The 14934-nt window shown below is 71.9% G+C and carries 14 protein-coding genes; 2 read left to right on the top strand and 12 right to left on the bottom strand.

Features of this window, described 5'->3' with window-relative positions; all coding sequences use genetic code 11:
- Positions 1-6: 6 nt before the first annotated feature.
- Genes AC07VX_RS08970 through senA form a run of 3 tightly spaced genes read right to left on the bottom strand, consistent with a single transcriptional unit; the run spans position 7 to position 2829 of the window.
- Positions 7-834 carry a PhnE/PtxC family ABC transporter permease gene (locus AC07VX_RS08970; protein WP_493164358.1) on the bottom strand — a complete coding sequence of 276 codons (828 nt, stop codon included), beginning with the start codon at positions 832-834 and terminating at the stop codon, positions 7-9.
- Positions 825-1655 carry a phosphonate ABC transporter ATP-binding protein gene (locus tag AC07VX_RS08965; protein WP_493164357.1) on the bottom strand — a complete coding sequence of 277 codons (831 nt, stop codon included), beginning with the start codon at positions 1653-1655 and terminating at the stop codon, positions 825-827. Before AC07VX_RS08965 ends, AC07VX_RS08970 begins: the two co-directional genes overlap by 10 nt.
- 10 nt (positions 1656-1665) lie before the next feature.
- Positions 1666-2829, bottom strand: coding sequence for a selenoneine synthase SenA (gene senA, locus AC07VX_RS08960; protein ID WP_493164356.1), 1164 nt, complete (start codon positions 2827-2829; stop codon positions 1666-1668).
- Between senA and senB the strand changes: the two genes are divergently transcribed.
- Entirely contained in the window at positions 2824-3786 is a 963-nt protein-coding gene (senB, locus tag AC07VX_RS08955; RefSeq protein WP_493164355.1) for a selenoneine biosynthesis selenosugar synthase SenB, read from the top strand. The two genes, senA and senB, sit on opposite strands and share 6 nt — an antisense overlap.
- A complete protein-coding gene (gene selD, locus AC07VX_RS08950; protein WP_493164354.1) occupies positions 3783-4856 on the top strand; it encodes a selenide, water dikinase SelD in 1074 nt (357 codons plus the stop codon). The genes senB and selD overlap by 4 nt, the downstream gene beginning before the upstream one ends.
- A gap of 6 nt (positions 4857-4862) precedes the next feature.
- On the opposite strand, the gene AC07VX_RS08945 is transcribed toward selD, so the two are convergent.
- Genes AC07VX_RS08945 through AC07VX_RS08905 form a run of 9 tightly spaced genes read right to left on the bottom strand, consistent with a single transcriptional unit; the run spans position 4863 to position 14932 of the window.
- Complete coding sequence (locus tag AC07VX_RS08945; protein ID WP_493164353.1) at positions 4863-6644, bottom strand: secretin GspD/PilQ domain-containing protein; 1782 nt, start codon at positions 6642-6644, stop codon at positions 4863-4865.
- On the bottom strand, positions 6641-7045 hold the full coding sequence (locus AC07VX_RS08940; RefSeq protein ID WP_493164352.1) for a hypothetical protein: 405 nt from the start codon (positions 7043-7045) through the stop codon (positions 6641-6643). Before AC07VX_RS08940 ends, AC07VX_RS08945 begins: the two co-directional genes overlap by 4 nt.
- Positions 7042-7725 (bottom strand): hypothetical protein, encoded by a 684-nt coding sequence (locus AC07VX_RS08935; protein WP_493164351.1) that lies wholly within the window; start codon positions 7723-7725, stop codon positions 7042-7044. Before AC07VX_RS08935 ends, AC07VX_RS08940 begins: the two co-directional genes overlap by 4 nt.
- Positions 7722-8474 (bottom strand): PilN domain-containing protein, encoded by a 753-nt coding sequence (locus AC07VX_RS08930; RefSeq protein ID WP_493164350.1) that lies wholly within the window; start codon positions 8472-8474, stop codon positions 7722-7724. The genes AC07VX_RS08935 and AC07VX_RS08930 overlap by 4 nt, the downstream gene beginning before the upstream one ends.
- Positions 8475-8487: 13 nt before the next feature.
- On the bottom strand, positions 8488-9471 hold the full coding sequence (locus AC07VX_RS08925) for a hypothetical protein (RefSeq protein WP_493164349.1): 984 nt from the start codon (positions 9469-9471) through the stop codon (positions 8488-8490).
- The gene (locus AC07VX_RS08920; RefSeq protein WP_493164348.1) at positions 9471-13121 is read right to left on the bottom strand and encodes a DUF8613 domain-containing protein; all 3651 of its coding nucleotides are present in this window, start codon (positions 13119-13121) and stop codon (positions 9471-9473) included. The genes AC07VX_RS08925 and AC07VX_RS08920 overlap by 1 nt, the downstream gene beginning before the upstream one ends.
- Positions 13118-13570: a pilus assembly FimT family protein gene (locus AC07VX_RS08915; RefSeq protein ID WP_493164347.1), complete on the bottom strand. Its 453-nt coding sequence runs from the start codon at positions 13568-13570 to the stop codon at positions 13118-13120. Before AC07VX_RS08915 ends, AC07VX_RS08920 begins: the two co-directional genes overlap by 4 nt.
- Complete coding sequence (locus tag AC07VX_RS08910; RefSeq protein WP_493164346.1) at positions 13567-14361, bottom strand: prepilin-type N-terminal cleavage/methylation domain-containing protein; 795 nt, start codon at positions 14359-14361, stop codon at positions 13567-13569. Before AC07VX_RS08910 ends, AC07VX_RS08915 begins: the two co-directional genes overlap by 4 nt.
- On the bottom strand, positions 14348-14932 hold the full coding sequence (locus AC07VX_RS08905) for a prepilin-type N-terminal cleavage/methylation domain-containing protein (protein WP_493164345.1): 585 nt from the start codon (positions 14930-14932) through the stop codon (positions 14348-14350). Before AC07VX_RS08905 ends, AC07VX_RS08910 begins: the two co-directional genes overlap by 14 nt.
- Positions 14933-14934 lie beyond the last annotated feature (2 nt).

Below are 14934 nucleotides of genomic sequence, written 5' to 3'. Positions count from 1 at the left end.
GCCTTCTCACCCCAGTGCGCGCCGCAGCGCGGCGCTCAGCTTGTCGGCCAGGGCCACCAGGGCCACAAAGACGAGCAGCATCGTCATTACCTCGCCGCCGGCGAACATCTTCATCGAGCTGTCCATTTGCTGGCCCAGGCCGCCGGCGCCGACGAAGCCCAGCACGACCGAGCTGCGGATGGCGCATTCCCAGCGGTAGACGGTGTAGCTCGTCAGCTCGGCGGCGTTCTGCGGCAGCAGGCCGTAGGCAAAGGCCTGCAGCCGCGTGGCGCCGTTGCGCAGCAGCGTCTGCGTGACCTGGGCGTCCCCGCTCTCCAGGATCTCGGCGTAGACCTTGCCCAGCATGCCTCCATAGGTCAGCGCGATGGCCAGCACGCCAGCCGCAGGCCCCAGGCCTACGACGCGGACGAAGACGAGGGCCCAGACCAGCTCGGGCATGCTGCGCAGCACGATGAGCAGCCCGCGCACGGCCTGGCGCGCGGCGAAGGGCAGGGCGGCCATGCGGCCCGTGAGGGCCGATACCGACAGCGTGCGAGTGGCCGCCAGCGTCAGCGGGACGGCGATGAGCAGCCCGAGCGTGACGCCGGCCGTCGCGATGGCCACCGTGCGCCAGGTCTCCCGCGCCAGCATCAGCAGGAAGTCGCCACCCAGGGCTGGCGGCAGGAAGCTGGCGAGGAAGCGGCCGGTCACGCGCAGCGCATCCGGTTCCAGCAGCAGCCAGGGCTTGAATTCGGCCGCCACGAGCAGCGGCCACAGCAGCACGGCCGCCGCGCTCATCAGCACGACCCGCCCCTGCCAGGCCGGGTCGCGGTGGGCGTCCCGGCTTAGCGGCATTGCATCACCACCGGTACCGAGGGCGCGGGCGGGCCGTCGCTTGCCGGCGCCGCGCCATGCAGCTCGGCCTCGTGCTGGGCATAGAGGCGGGCCAGCAGTGCGGGCGTGACCTGGGCGGCCGGCAGGTCGAACATCAGGTGGCCGTCGCGCAGGCCGAGGATGCGCGGGAAATGGGCGAGCGCCGTGTCGACCTGATGCAGCGTCGCCACCAGCGTCACGCCGCGGGCCGCTGCCTCGTTCACCAGGGCCGTGACGGCCCGCTCGGCGCGGGCCGGGTCGAGTGCGGACAGCGGCTCGTCCACCAGCCACAGCCGCGCCGGCGCCACCAGCGCCCTTGCCAGCCCGACGCGCTGGCGCTCTCCGCCGGAAAGGCGATCCACGCGTTCGAAGAGCTTGTCACTCATGTCGAAGACGGCCAGCGCCGCATCCGCCGCGGGGATGTCGACCGGATAGAACAGCGAGCGCAGCGCCGTCCACAGCCCCCAGCTCGGCAGCCGCCCGGCGAGCACGGCCGTCACGACGCGCTGGCGTGGCGGCAGCGGCGGCACCTGGGGCACGAGGATCAGCCGGCCCCGCAGGGCCTGCAGAGCACGCCGGGGCAGCGTCCAGGGCAGGACATCACCCACACTCATCCGGCCAGCGAGCGGCGGCCGGGCGCAGGCCAGCACTTCGAGCAGCGTCGTCTTGCCTGCGCCCGAGGGGCCGATGACGGCCACCTGTTCGCCGGCGGCGATGTCCAGCGTCAGTCCGGCCAGCGCATCGGCCGCTGCCGTGCGCGCCGTGGCGTGGCGCGCACGCAAGTCTTGCAGGGAGATCTTCACGGGCCGGACTCTAGCCGGCGCAACTGCGAAAGCCCGCCGGCACGTCGCTGCGCCCGGCCGGGAAGAAATTGCGGTAGCGCGGATGGCGCATGCGCGGCTGGGTGCAGTGCGAGGCGCCGCGCAGCACGGGGCGGCCGTCGAACCAGGGCGCCGAATAGTCCCGATAAGGATGAGCCTCGAATCCGGGAAAAGGGGCGAAGGGGCTGGCCGTCCATTCCCAGACGTCGCCCCAGCGGAAGGCCTCAGACCGCGTGCAGGCCGCGCGCTCCCATTCGGCCTCGGTCGGCAGACGCCGACCGGCCCAGCGGCACCAGGCCTGGGCTTCATGGAGGCTCAGGTGGCAGGCGGCGAGATCGAGGTCCAGCGCTCGCCAGGCACCGTTCCACAAGGCCTGCCATTCGCGGCCCTCGCGGCGCAGGTGGCGCGGCGTGCCGGCGCCGCCGGCCTCGACGAAGGGCAGGTACTCGGCCCAGCGCACCACCTGGGCGTCGATGCTGAAGGCCGGCAACTGCTCGTCCCGGCCAGGCAGCTCGTTGTCGAAGGCAAAGCCCGCGCCGGCGCTACTGCCAAGACGCCAGGGGCCGGCGTCGAAGTGCAGCGGCCGGCGCGGCGCCGGCAGCGGCCGCGGGTGCCAGCGCGAGTCGGTGATGGGCACGCCCAGGCCGCGGGCCATGTAGAGCGCGGCCTCGTGGTGCATGTCCTCGTGCAGCAGGGCCAGGCGGAAGAAATAGAGGGCGTCATCGGCGTCGCCAGCGGTCCCTAGCAGCGCCAGCGTCTGCGCCAGCTGGCGGTCGAGGTCGTCGCGCGTGGCTGCGGCGTCGGGCAGGGGCAGCTGCCAGCGGCTGTCGTGGGCGACTCGGCTGGAGTTGTAGAGGGCGTCGGCCCCGGCCCGCAGCGGCGCGGCGCGCGGCGCATCGGCGTCGGCCTGCGCGCCCCGGTCGCGCTGCGGGTTGCGCGCAATCCAGAACTCCTGGAACCAGCCGATGTGGCCCAGCTCCCACAGCGGCGGGTTGATCTCGGCGCGCAGCGGCACGGCCAGGCCGGGCAGGGCGCGCTCGTAGGCGGCAAAGGTGGCCAGCGTGTCGGCGCGGCTGGCGGCGAGCGCCTCGGCCAGCGCCGCGGGTCCACCCTGGCGGGCGGCGGCCGCCGCGGGCGTTAGGCTTGCATCGTGCATCGACAGTCCCTGGTCATCGTGACGCCGGCCCTGGCCCAGGCCAACAACGGCAACTGGCAGACGGCCCATCGCTGGGCACAGCTGCTGCGGCCAGCTTACCGCGTCAGGCTGGAGCAGCATTGGCAGGGTAGTGACGCCGATCTGCTGATCGCCCTGCACGCGCGCCGCTCGGCCCTGTCGGTCGACGCGTGGCGGGCCGCGCACCCTGGCCGGCCGCTGGTGCTCGTGCTGACGGGGACCGACCTCTACCGCGACATCGCGGCCGACCCCGTTGCCCAGCGCTCGCTGTCGCTGGCGGATGCCCTCGTCGTGCTGAACGAGCTTGGCGCAAGGCAGTTGCCCGAGGCCCTGCAGGCCAGGGCGCATGTCGTGCTGCAGTCCTGCCCGGCCCGCCAGGCGCTGCCGCACGCGACCCGGCACCTGCGTGCGCTGATGGTGGGCCATCTGCGGGACGAGAAGGACCCCCGCACCTACTGGCGCGCCGCGCGCCGGCTGGCCGGGCGGGCCGACATCCGGCTCGATCACATCGGCGCCGCGCTCGATCCGGCGCTGGGCGAGGAGGCTGCGGCGCTGGCCGCGGCCCAGGCAAATTTCCGCTGGCTGGGCGGCCTGCCGCATGCGCAGGCGCGGCGGCGCATCCAGGCCGCGCACGTGCTGGTGCATGCCAGCCGCATGGAAGGCGGCGCGCATGTCGTCATCGAGGCCATCCGCAGCGGCACGCCGGTGCTGGCCTCGCGCATCGACGGCAACCTCGGTCTGCTGGGCGAGGGCTACGAGGGCGTGTTCGAGCCTGGCGACGACGCCGGGCTGGCAACCCTGCTCGCGCGCGCCCGGGACGATGCCGATATGCTTGCCCGGCTGAATTCCCAGCTCGCCCCGCGCGCACGCCTGTTCGCGCCGGAGGCCGAGCGGGCCACCCTCCATCGCCTCGTCGCCGCTCTGCTCTCACCGCCATGAACGCACCCGCCTGCCCCGTCCCGTCCGCCGAGCCCCGCCTCACCTCGCTCTCCCATGGCGGCGGCTGCGGCTGCAAGATCGCGCCGGGCGTGCTGGCCGAGATCCTGAAGGGCACGACGGCGATGCCGATCCCGAAGGAACTGCTGGTCGGCATCGAGACCGCGGACGACGCGGCCGTCTACCAGCTCAACGACGAGCAGGCGCTGATCGCGACGACGGACTTCTTCATGCCCATCGTCGACGATCCCTTCGACTTCGGCCGCATCGCCGCGACGAACGCCATCAGCGACGTCTACGCGATGGGCGGACGGCCCATCCTGGCGCTGGCCCTCGTCGGCATGCCCATCAACGTGCTGTCCACGCAGACCATTGCCCGCGTGCTGGAGGGCGGCGCCTCGGTCTGCCGTGCGGCTGGCATTCCCATCGCCGGCGGCCACACCATCGACTCGGTCGAAGCCATCTACGGCCTCGTCGCGCTGGGCCTCGTCCACCCCAGGCGGGTCAAGCGCAACGCCGATGCCCGCGCGGGCGACATGCTGGTGCTCGGCAAGCCGCTGGGCGTGGGCGTCATGAGTGCGGCGCTGAAGAAGGAGCAGCTCGGCGCCGAGGGGTACGCCCGCATGATCGACACGACGACGCGGCTAAACACGCCAGGCCCCGACCTCGCCGCGCTGGACGGCGTGCATGCGCTGACCGACGTGACCGGCTTCGGCCTCGCCGGTCATGCGCTGGAGCTGGCCCGCGGCGCCGGCTGCACGGTGGCCATCGACTGGCGGGCCGTGCCGCTGCTGCCGGGTGTGCGCGAGCTGGCCCAGCGCGGTTTCGTCACCGGCGCCTCGGGCCGCAACTGGGCGGGCTATGGGCAGGATGTGCAGCTGCCGGCCGGCTTCGCCGCGGAAGACCGCGCCCTGCTAACCGATCCGCAGACCAGCGGCGGGCTGCTCGTCTCCTGCGAGCCGGGCGCCGTGGATGCCGTGCTGGCGACCTTCGCCCGCCACGGCTTTGAGGCGGCGGCCGTCGTCGGCCGGGTGTTGCCCGCGGGCGGGCCCGCCCTGCAGGTGCAGGGCTGATTCAGCTCACTTCGAGGGCGCCGCCGCCGTTCCGTCGAGCCGGATCACCCGGTGGGCGCGGCTCTCGGTGTCCTGCAGCGATTCGCTGACGAGCCGGTTGTGCTGCTCCCAGTCCTCCGCGCTGCGGATGATGCTGGGCTTGATCAGCACGACGAGCTCGCGCTTGCGGCCGCTGTTGGCGCGGTTGCCGAACAGCATGGATGTCAGCGGGTTGCTGTCGGCACCGGGCACGCCGGAGCCGCGGCGCGAGGCCTCCATCTGCATCAGGCCGCCGATGGCGACGATCTGGCCGTCGGGGATGCGCACGACGGTGTCGCTCTCGTTGACGCTGGCGCTGGCCAGCGGCAGGCGGAAATTGCCGATGGAGCCCAGGTCAACCTGCTTGACCTTCTCGGTGACGCTGGACACCGAGGGATGGATGTGCAGCGTGATCATGTCGGCCGCATCGATCTGCGGTGTCACGTCGAGCGCAACGCCGCTGAAGAAGGGCGTCAGCGTCAACGTCGGGATCTGGTTGGTCGTGCCCGTCGAGCCCGTCGTGCTGGTCGCGTTGTTGCTGTTGCTGCCGCTGATGCCGGTGATGAAGTAGTCGTCGGTGCCGACCTTGAGAACGGCCTTCTGGTTGTTCAGCGTGGCGATGCGCGGGCTGGACAGGATCTGCGTGTCTCCATGGCTCTCGATGAAGCTCAGCAGCGCCTGGAAGCCGCCGCGCGACAGCGCCAGGCCCAGCGCACCGCCGCCGGCCGAGGGCAGGGGAATGAGGTCTGACCAGGCCGGGCTCTGCGTGCCGGAGGACAGCACCGGCAGGCCGCGCGTGTTGCTGACCAGCGGGTTGATGATGGTGCTGACCCCGCTCGGGATGGACGGGTTGACGCTGGTCTGGCCGATGGCACCGCGGTCGCCGACGCGCGACCAGTCGATGCCGCTCTGGTAGCCCTCGCGCAGCTCGACCTCGACGATCTTGGCCTCCAGCATGACCTGGCGCTCGACGGCGATGCGCGTCGCCTTCAGCCAGGCCTCCACGTGGCGCAGCTCCTCGGGCATGGCGCGCACGGCCACGGTGCCGGTCTGCGGGCTGGAGATGACGGTGCGGCCTTCGCCGCTGCCGACCAGGGCCTTCAGCGCCGTGCTGGTCTCGCTCCAGAAGTCGGCCGACACCTTGGTGCTGAGCTGGCTGCTCTCCTGCTGCTGAACGGTGGTGGTGCTGCCGCCGCTGGCCGAGCCGGCCGCACCCGCGGCGCCGCCCTGGCTGCTGGCCGGCGCCGCACCTGAGCTGACACGCACCTCGCTGCGGCCGCTGCGCTGATGGGCCAGCGCGTTGATCGTGAAGACGCGGGTCTGCAGCGTCGGCGGGAAGACGGTGATGCGACGGCCTTCGATGGCGTAGTCGAAGCCGTAGACCTCACGGATGGCGTCCAGCGACTCGCGCAGCGTGACGCTCTTGAGCGTGACCGACAGCTGGCCCGCCACGGCCGGGTGCACGAGCATGCTGTAGCGCGTGTCGCTGACCAGGGACAGGAAAACGTCGCGGGCCGGTGCGCCATTGACGATGAGATCGAAGCGCGGCTCTGGCGGCAGTGCTGGCGCCAGAGCTGGCACGGGCTGCGCCTGGGCACCTGGCACCGCGGCTGCGGCCGATGCAGCCGGCGCGGGCGGCGCGGCGCGCTGGGCCTGCAGCTCCTCGCGCAGCGACTGGCTGGGCTGGGCAACGCGCAGCGGTTTGTCCGCGCAGCCCGCCAGCAGCACGGCGGCGCTCAGCAGCAACAGACGGGGGGCGGGGGCCTTCATGGCTTCTCCTTGGATTTCTTGGGGCCTGACGCCGCCTGGGCCGGTGCGGCCGCGGCAAGGGGCGGGCGCTTCTCGACGCCGCCGTACAGCGGCTCGCGGCGGACCTGGCCGGCTTCGCGCAGCCAGACAGCCTGTTCGGTGATGCGCTCGATGCGCGCGCCGTCGAGCTGCTCGCCGATGCCGTAGCGCCGGCCGCGCTGCACGACGTAGGCACGCCCGTCGGCAAAGACGACCTGGCGGATGGCGGCGTCGCCGGCGTCGGCGCCTGAGGCCGCGGAGGCGGTCGGCGCCACCGCGAGGGACGAGCGCAGGGCCGCGGGCCAGGTGGTCGGGTCACGGGCGGGTTCGTCCGCGCGAACCGGCAGCGCGGTGATCAGCAGCAGCGCCAGCAGGGCCTTCATGGTTGCACCTTCAACAGGAAGAGCTGGGCCCGCAGCCGCGGCGGCTCGCTGCCACCGCTGGCGCTCAGGCGCATCTCGCCCCAGCGCAGGCCGGGCAGTTCGCGCTCCAGGGCCTGCAGATAGCGCTGGGCGTCGGCATAGCTGCCCTGCACCTGCAGCTCCACGCCCTGCCAGCTGATGCCGGCGAGGGCAGGCAGCTGCGGGCCGGCGGCGGGGGCATCGTCCAGCAGCCGCAGCCGCTCCAGCACCAGGCCCGGCTGCTGGACCAGCAGGCGCTGCAGCACGACGGGCAGGCCCTCGCCCTCGGCGACCGAGCCGGCCTTGCGCAGCGCGTCGTCCAGCTGGGCGCGTTCGTTGCGCGCGGCGTCGAGCTGGCTGCGCAGCTGGTTGGCCGGGTCGCTGCCGTTCTGGCTGGCCGCCACGAACTGCTCCCGCAACTGGGCCAGTTCGGCGGCCTGCTGGTTGCGCTGATCGCTGCGCTGCCGGGCGCGCGCGGACAGCGGCGAGAGCACCGCGGTGTCGAACAGGGCGGCGAGCACGGCGACGATGCACAGAAAGAGGACTGCCCGCTCGCGCAGGCTGAGCGCGTCGATGCGCCGGGCCTGGCGCTCCCAGACGGCCAGCAGCGGCGCGAAGCGTCGGCGCAGCAGGGCGCGGTCGATCAAGGTCTGCGCCTTCATCGCGAGCCTCCCGAGGCGGCGCTGGCCGGCATTGCCGGTGCGCTGACGACGCGGAAGGTCCAGACCGGAAGCTGGCTTCGGGCGAGCGGGCCACTGCGCTCAGGCATCGCGCTGCTGCCGGTCTCGGCGCCGGGCGCACCCAGGCGCTCCACGCGCAGGGCCGACAGCTCCTGGCCCGCCAGCAGGGGGTGCGCTGCCAGGCGCCCCAGCCAGGGCCGCAGCACGGCCGTGTCCAGCGTGCCGCCCACCAGCTCGACGCGGCCGGGTGCGTAGCGCAGCTCGCTGAGCCAAGCGGTATCGGGCAGGCTGCGCGCGATCAGCGCGAGCAGATCGGAATGGCGCTGGCCAGCCCGGCTGCCGCCTTCCTGGCCCAGCGTGGCGAGCAGGCTGCGGCGCTCGGCGTTGCCGGCCGCCATCGGCAGCAGCTGCTGCTGCAGCGCACCGGCGTCCTGCGGTGCCGGCAGGCTGGCGCGGGCCACCATGAGCTGCTGGCGCTGCGTGGCGTATTGCGCCATCAGCGCCTGGTGGTCGAGCTCGGCCTGGCGATCGTGCTGCTGCATCCACAGCCCGACCGCGGCGCCGACGGCCACCAGCAGCCCGGTGGCCTGCAGCAGCGTCAGCGCCGAGAAGTAGCGCCTGGGAGCCAGCAGGATGGGGGTGAGGAGATTGATCTGTTGCGGCATCAGCGCCTGCCCGGCCGCCCGAAAGGCGCTGGCGCCCCCCTGGGGGGCCGTGAACGGAGTGAACATGTGGGCCGCATGGTCAGAGCTGCCTGGTCTCGGTGCGCAGGGCAGCGCCCAGCAGGGGGATGCAGGCGGCCAGCGCCGGGGCGAGGCCGCCCTCGGGCGACGGCCGTTCGGCAGCGAAGGCGGCCAGCGGGTCCAGGGCTACGGTGCGCTGGCCGAGTTCGCGCTGGATCAGCGCGGCGACCTCGGGGCCATGCTCGGCCGTGATGACGTAGAGCCGCGCCAGCGGCAGCTCGGGCCAGCTGCGCTCCCAGACGTCGATGGAGCGCTGCAGCTCCACCACCAGGGGCGACTCCTGCGTGGCCCCGGCGTCGAAGGCGCCGCCGGGCTGGTACTCGAAGCCCAGCGGCAGTTCGGCCACGCTGGCCCCGGGCTGCTCGCCGCGCGCGCGCGCCAGCAGGCCGGGGTCGGCCTCGATGCGGCGGGTGTAGAAGAGCTCGTCGCCGGCACAGACGACGAGGAGACACTGGCCCTCGTCGACGAGGACGGCCGCACAGGCGCGGGTGGCAAGGTCGTCGGCACGGGCCTGGCGGGCGAGCAGGTTGCGCAAGGCGGTTTCCCAGACGTCGACCACGCTGACCTGATCGGTGACCGCGGTGGCTGCGTCGGTCAGCGCCCGGATGGCGCTGTTGCGCGCGGCGACGACGAAGAGCTGGCGCTGCGGGCGGTCCACGTCGCCGCCGACATGCATGACGTCCAGCGTCAGCTCGTCGACGTCGCCGTCCACCATCTCCTTGATCTGCCAGCGTGCCGCCGCCTTGAGCTCCTCCTGCGGCACGTTGGGCGTGTCGACCTTGAGGATCTGGTAGTCCGCCGGGTCGAGCAGCGCGATGGCCTCGCCCGCGGGGACGGGTCTTGCCTCGGGCAGCAGACCCCAGCGCAGCAGGCGGGCGGGCGCGTCGCCCGGTGCGCCGTCGGTCAGCACGAAGGCATGGCCACCACCGGCGCGGCGCAGCAGCAGGCGGTGGCCGCTGCGGCTGGGAGTCCAGGGCCAGCGCATCAATAGTTCTCCCGCTGGTACACAACACCGTCGCTGCCCCGGTACAGGCCCCAGGTGGCGCGGGCGCTCGGGTCGCTGGTGGCGGCTGCGCCGCACCAGGCGCCGCGCAGGGAGGCCAGGTTGGCGCCCGTCGAGGCAGCCGTCGTGGCCGTCCAGGCGCTGGCCGTTTTCAGGCAGGACTGGTCGGCCGGGCTGGCGCCGGCGCCAAGGGCGATTGCGACGTCCAAGCTGCCCAGGCGGCCGCTGCCCGGCGCCGCCAGCGTGATGAAGGTGTTGCCCGCCGGATTGACGGTGACGGCATTGGGGCTCATGACCGCGTCGGCCGCGGTGAGCGTCTTGCGGAAGTTGCCGAAGCTCAGGTTGGCTGCGGTCACGCGGGTGCAGGAATCCAAGTCGTTGGTCTTGAAGGTGTTGGTGCTGGCGTCCCAATACTGGGCCGCGAGCGGCAGGGCGAGGGCGCGATTGGCTGCGCTCATGCCATTTTGGAGGCGCAGCCGACCATACCGCAGGGGGATTTGCCCCAGCCGTGCGCTGTCGGCAACGTTGGCGGGGTAGTCGGTGTCGAGATCGAGGGTGAGCATGCCCACGCCGTCGGGGTCCAGTGGCGCGATGCCGAACTGGGCCGTGTCGAAGGGGCCGTCCGCGCTTGCGCCGCGCGCGACCCTGGCGGTCAGCGTGACGGCGGCCGTGCCGCCGTTGCCGCTGGCGCCCGTGGCCCAGTTGCCGCTGCTGGCCGAGGTGATGAGCCGGCCGCCAGCCTTGAACATCGTCGGCCCGGCAATGCCCGCCAGGTTGAAGCCGCCCGGCGTGCCGAGGGCGAGCATGGCAAAGGTGTCTATGTAGTTCTTCGTCGTGGCGCCGGCCGCGTTCTGGGCGGTCAGCGTGAAGCCGAGGACGAAGTTCTCGTCTAGGTAGGTGAAGGTCGAGGCCGGCGAGCAGCTCAGGCCGCTGCGGTGGGTCGTGCCGAAGCCGCTGGCGACGAAACCGGCCGGGATGAAGCGGCCGATGCGGTTCTGCTGCAGCCCGCTGGCGTTGAAGACGGTCGCGTCGAGCGCGATGCCGCTGGACAGGAAGCTCCCCACGACGGCGCTGGTGTTGAGCTGGAAGCTGCCCACCTCGCTGTAGGCCAGATTGGCGACCGTGACGGTGCCGCCCGAAAAGCCGCTGATGACGTTGTTGCCGAGGCTGCCGAGGATGCCGCCGTTCGCGGCCGTGGGCGTCTGAGAGGCCGCCAGGGGTGTCAGGTTGACGCTGCTGTCGAAGCTCGCGGCCAGGCCGCCGGCGGTGACCTGGGCCAGCGTGGCCGAGGGGTCGGGCACGCCGTCGCCGTCAGCATCGGCGCCGCTGGCCCAGCGGTAGGCCGCGATCGTGGCCGAGAAGGGCGCGCCGGCCTTGCCGAACACGGCGTCGGTCGGCGCACTGCCACCGGGGTTGCCGGTGCCCGACAGGATCAGGCCACTGACGACGACGGTGAAGGGGCGCACGACGAGGTCGCCGATGCTGCCGCTGATCGTCGTGGTGGCATAGGAGAGGGAGTCGTCGTCGAGATTGAGGGTGTACTTGCCGATGTCGGTGGTGCCCAGGTTGAACGCGGCGACGCCGGCCGTGAAGACGAGGGCGATGTTGTTGCTGGCGGGCCGGGCGGCGGGCACGGTCAGCGCCGGGCTGACGATGCTGGGCGCGGCCCAGGAGCCGCCGCTGTCGGTGCGCCAGAGCTTGAGGTTGCGGGTGCCCGCGAAATCGGCGGCCACGCCGCAGCTGCCGGTGCTCGGGTCTTTCTTGACCAGGGACACCTGCAGGTCGTGCGCCCGCCCGGCGACGGCGACGTTGGTGCCGGCGATCTTGCCGGCGAGGTCTTCAGCCCAGACAAAGGCGTTGTTGTTGAACTGGACGCGGGTCGAGGTGGTCGAGGTCCCGGGCGCGGCGCTGTCCACCGCCGTGATGCTGACAGACTGGGCCAGGCTGTGCGAGAGCTGCAGCCTGGCGACCCCGAGGTCGGTGGCGACGAAGCGGTAGCTCGCGTTGCCGCTGCCGGCCGCTCCCGGCGTGAGGACGCCCAGCGGCGTCGGGCCCGATCCGAGCGTCCAGTCGCCGCGGCCGCTGGAGGTGCTGAGGTTGACGGTGCCGGTGTAGCCGGTCATGACGGTGTTGCAGGCCGCATCGCTGCAGGCGCGCACCGTGATGCTGACGGGGGCGCAGGTGCTGCCGGTGGCGGCGACGGGCGCGGCCTCGACGTGGTCCAGGGGCGCCGGGCAGCTGTGGGCCGGCGACATGTCGGCCGTCAGCTCGACGGCGCTGATGTCGTAGTTGTAGACCCGCAGCTCGTCGATGGTGCCATTGGCCGAGTTGAGGCTGCTGTTCGCCGGTGCGGCCGTGCCGCGGTTGTCGCCGACGAAGAGGGTGCCGATGCTGTTGTCCAGGCTGCCCGTCGTGGTGCCGCTGGTGGCGCTGGCCTGCAGGCCGTTGATGTAGATGCGCAGGCTGCTCTGGCCGGCGCCGACGGCCAGGCGCCAGCTGATGGCGACGTGCTTCCAGGCGCCGGCGGCGACGCTCTGCGCGCTGGTGACGGCGCTGAGCACCGTGCCGTTGCTGTCGGCGATGGTGGCGCGCAGCGAGCCGTCGGCCTGGCGCACCAGGAAGAAGGGCCGGCCGGTGGCGGTGGTGGCATCCAGCAACGTGGCGGCCGAGTTGTTCCAGGCCGTGTTGGCGGCATACCAGAAGGTGACGGCACCCTTGTCGCCGATGGCGGAGTTGATGTCGAGCAGGGTGTCGACGGCGACGCTGGTGCTGGTCGTGTCCGCCGTGATGCCGAGGCCGCGGCAGACATAGCCGCCGGCCACCGTCGTGGCCGTGCCGACGCGCACGCCGTTGTTGCTGTTGCCGCTGCTGTCGACGACCTCGCCGACGCGGCCGCTGTAGCTGTACTCGTCGAAGCGGTACTCGGCCTTGCGCGTCGGCGTGCCGTTGGGCACGAACCACCGGATGGCGCTGCCGTTGGCGTTGTAGCCGCTGTTGTAGGAGTACTGCGTGAAGTCGTTGCTGTCGACCTGCACGCCGATGGTGGCGTTGGAGCCGGTCGTGTTGGCGTTGGCGTACTGGAACTTGAACTCGCCGTTCTCGTACAGGATGACCTGGAAGGTGTAGGGGGTGCTGGTCCTGTACTGATAGACGCCGTTCCAGGACACGACGACGTAGCGGTTGGGCGCGGTGCCCTTCTGCTCCCAGGTGACGCCGCCGCTGCCGGCCTGGCTGGGGTTCAGGTCGGTCCAGTAGGCCAGGATGACGTTGGTCGTCGCCGCTCCCTGGCAGCCCTTGTAGGTGCCCGTGCCTGCGGCGGGCAGTGCCGTGTTGCTGAAGGCGCGGTAGAAGCCGGTGTCGGCGCCGAACTGCAGGCCGCCGTTGGTCAGCACGCGCACCGAGGTGTAGTTGGTGCCGGCAAAACTGAACCTGAAGCCGCCGGTGAAATTGATCGTCGCCCTGTCGTCGTCGCCGACGAAGCCGGTGCAGCCGCCGCCGTCCCAGCTGATGCTATTGGCTGCCGTCTCCCAGGCGTAGCTGTCGCTGCGGAAGGTGTAGCTGGACGCGGCCTGGGCGAAGCCTGCCCACAAGCCCATCAGCAGGCCGGCCAGGGCCAGGCACAGTCGCTTCATTTGACAAGGCTCCGGCTGAGCTGGCGCTCGGCGTAGGCGGGCTCGGCGGTTGCCGGATTGGGGCAGCCCCCCGCGGCCGGAATGTTGCAGGCGGTGGCAACCAGTTCATAGAAGGCCAGCGCCGTGGCACCGTCGCTGACCGTGCCGCTCGAAGGCGTACGCACGCAGCTGACAGTCACGGTGAAGTCGCCCAGCTGATCGGGCAGCTGAAAGCTTTTAGTGCCGAAGCAGGCCGGCTTGGCAGCGCCCGGCAGGACCTGATAGCTGCCCCATTCCAGCCCAGCCAGTGCGGCCTGATGGGCCTTGGCAGCGGCCAGTTCGCCGGCCGAGCCCAGCTGCTGGCGCTGGGTCAGCGAGGCCAGCGCGATGCCCATGGCCGCCAGCGCCACCAGGATGAAGAGCATGGACATCATCGTGAAGCCGCGCTGCGCGCCCGTGCTGCGGTTCATGGCAGGTTGTCCACGTGGACCGCGTGGTAGAGGTTGACCGTCTCGCCGTTGCGGCTCAGCGAGATCTGCAGCGTGACGAGAGCGTAGCGGGCTGCGACGGCGCCGGCGTTGAAGCTGAAGGCGCAGGCCGACACGTCGCGTGCCAGCACGGCGCTGTTGCCGCCGGAGGGCGGGTCGGGCTGGTTGGCGTTGAAACCGTAGCCGCTGTAGCGCGTCAGCGTCCTGGCCGTCGTGTCGCAGCGGTAGCTGACCGGGGGCTCGATGGCGTAGACGCGGTAGGGCGGGGCCTGCAGGGCGTTGGGCAGGAAGGCGCCCGTGATGCCGACGCTGCTCGCATTGCCGGCTCCGCTGCTGGCCGTGCGCACATTGCTCAGCGTGTAGGCATCGGCATCCGGGATGCCGGCGCCAAGGTTGTACCAGGCCAGCTGCTGGCCTGCATGGCTGAGCTTGAGCGGCGGCCCGACGATGTCGAAGCTCGAATCCGCGACCCCGAACTGCAGCGGGTTGCCCGACTCCGTGGCATAGCGCGCGGCACCGCTGACCGGGATGAGCTCGACGCTCTGGCTGCTGCTCGAAACGCGGACGCTGTTGGGCAGGGCCAGGCTCAGGTCGCGGGCGATGCGGCGCAACGCGGTGTCGGCCTGGTCACCGAGCTGGGCGCGGGCGCTGCTGGCGAAGTAGGCCGTCGTCGCCGGGACGATGAAGACGGACACGACCGTGATGACGACGCCCGTGATGGCGATGGCCATCACGGCTTCGATCAGCGTGAAGCCGCGCTCAGTCTGCCGCATTGGGGGCATAGCGGGTGCGCCAGCCCTGCAGGCTGACGGTGCTGTTGTCCGGTGCGGTGACCGTGACGGTGATCCTGAGCGCCTCGCCTGCGGTGACGTTGTCCAGCGCGGCGCCGGCCACGGCCACCGAGGCGCTGTAGCCGCCGAGGCCGGCGACGGCCGCGTTCGTCACGTCGCGGATGCCGGTCATCGAGAAGCCGGCGTAGTCGTTGACGTTGTTGAAGAAGCTGCCCGGCCCGTAGCGGGTCTGACCGGCCTCGGGGCCGCTGGCCTCAGCGAGGCTGCAGTCGGCCACGCTGGCGGCGGTTTCGACCTTGGCATCGGTCGGGTCGCACCAGGTGAAGGGCATCAGCTCGACCTCGCGCAACAGCGATTCGGCGATGGCGAGCTGCTGGCGGCGGATCATCGGGTCGGTGCTGGCGGTCGTCGCCGTGACGAACACTTTCAGCATCGCCGCCAGGGCGATGCCGACGACGACGACGAAGAGCAGCAGTTCGATCAGGGTCAGGCCGCGCTCGCGCCGCCCGCGGTGCAGGGCCGGCATGCGGGTGATGCTAGCCGAGCGAGGCATCG

Source organism: Roseateles sp. GW821-FHT03B02, assembly GCF_059421025.1.
The sequence above is the reverse complement of the archived record's forward strand: the minus strand, read 5'-3'. Positions and strand labels throughout refer to the sequence as shown.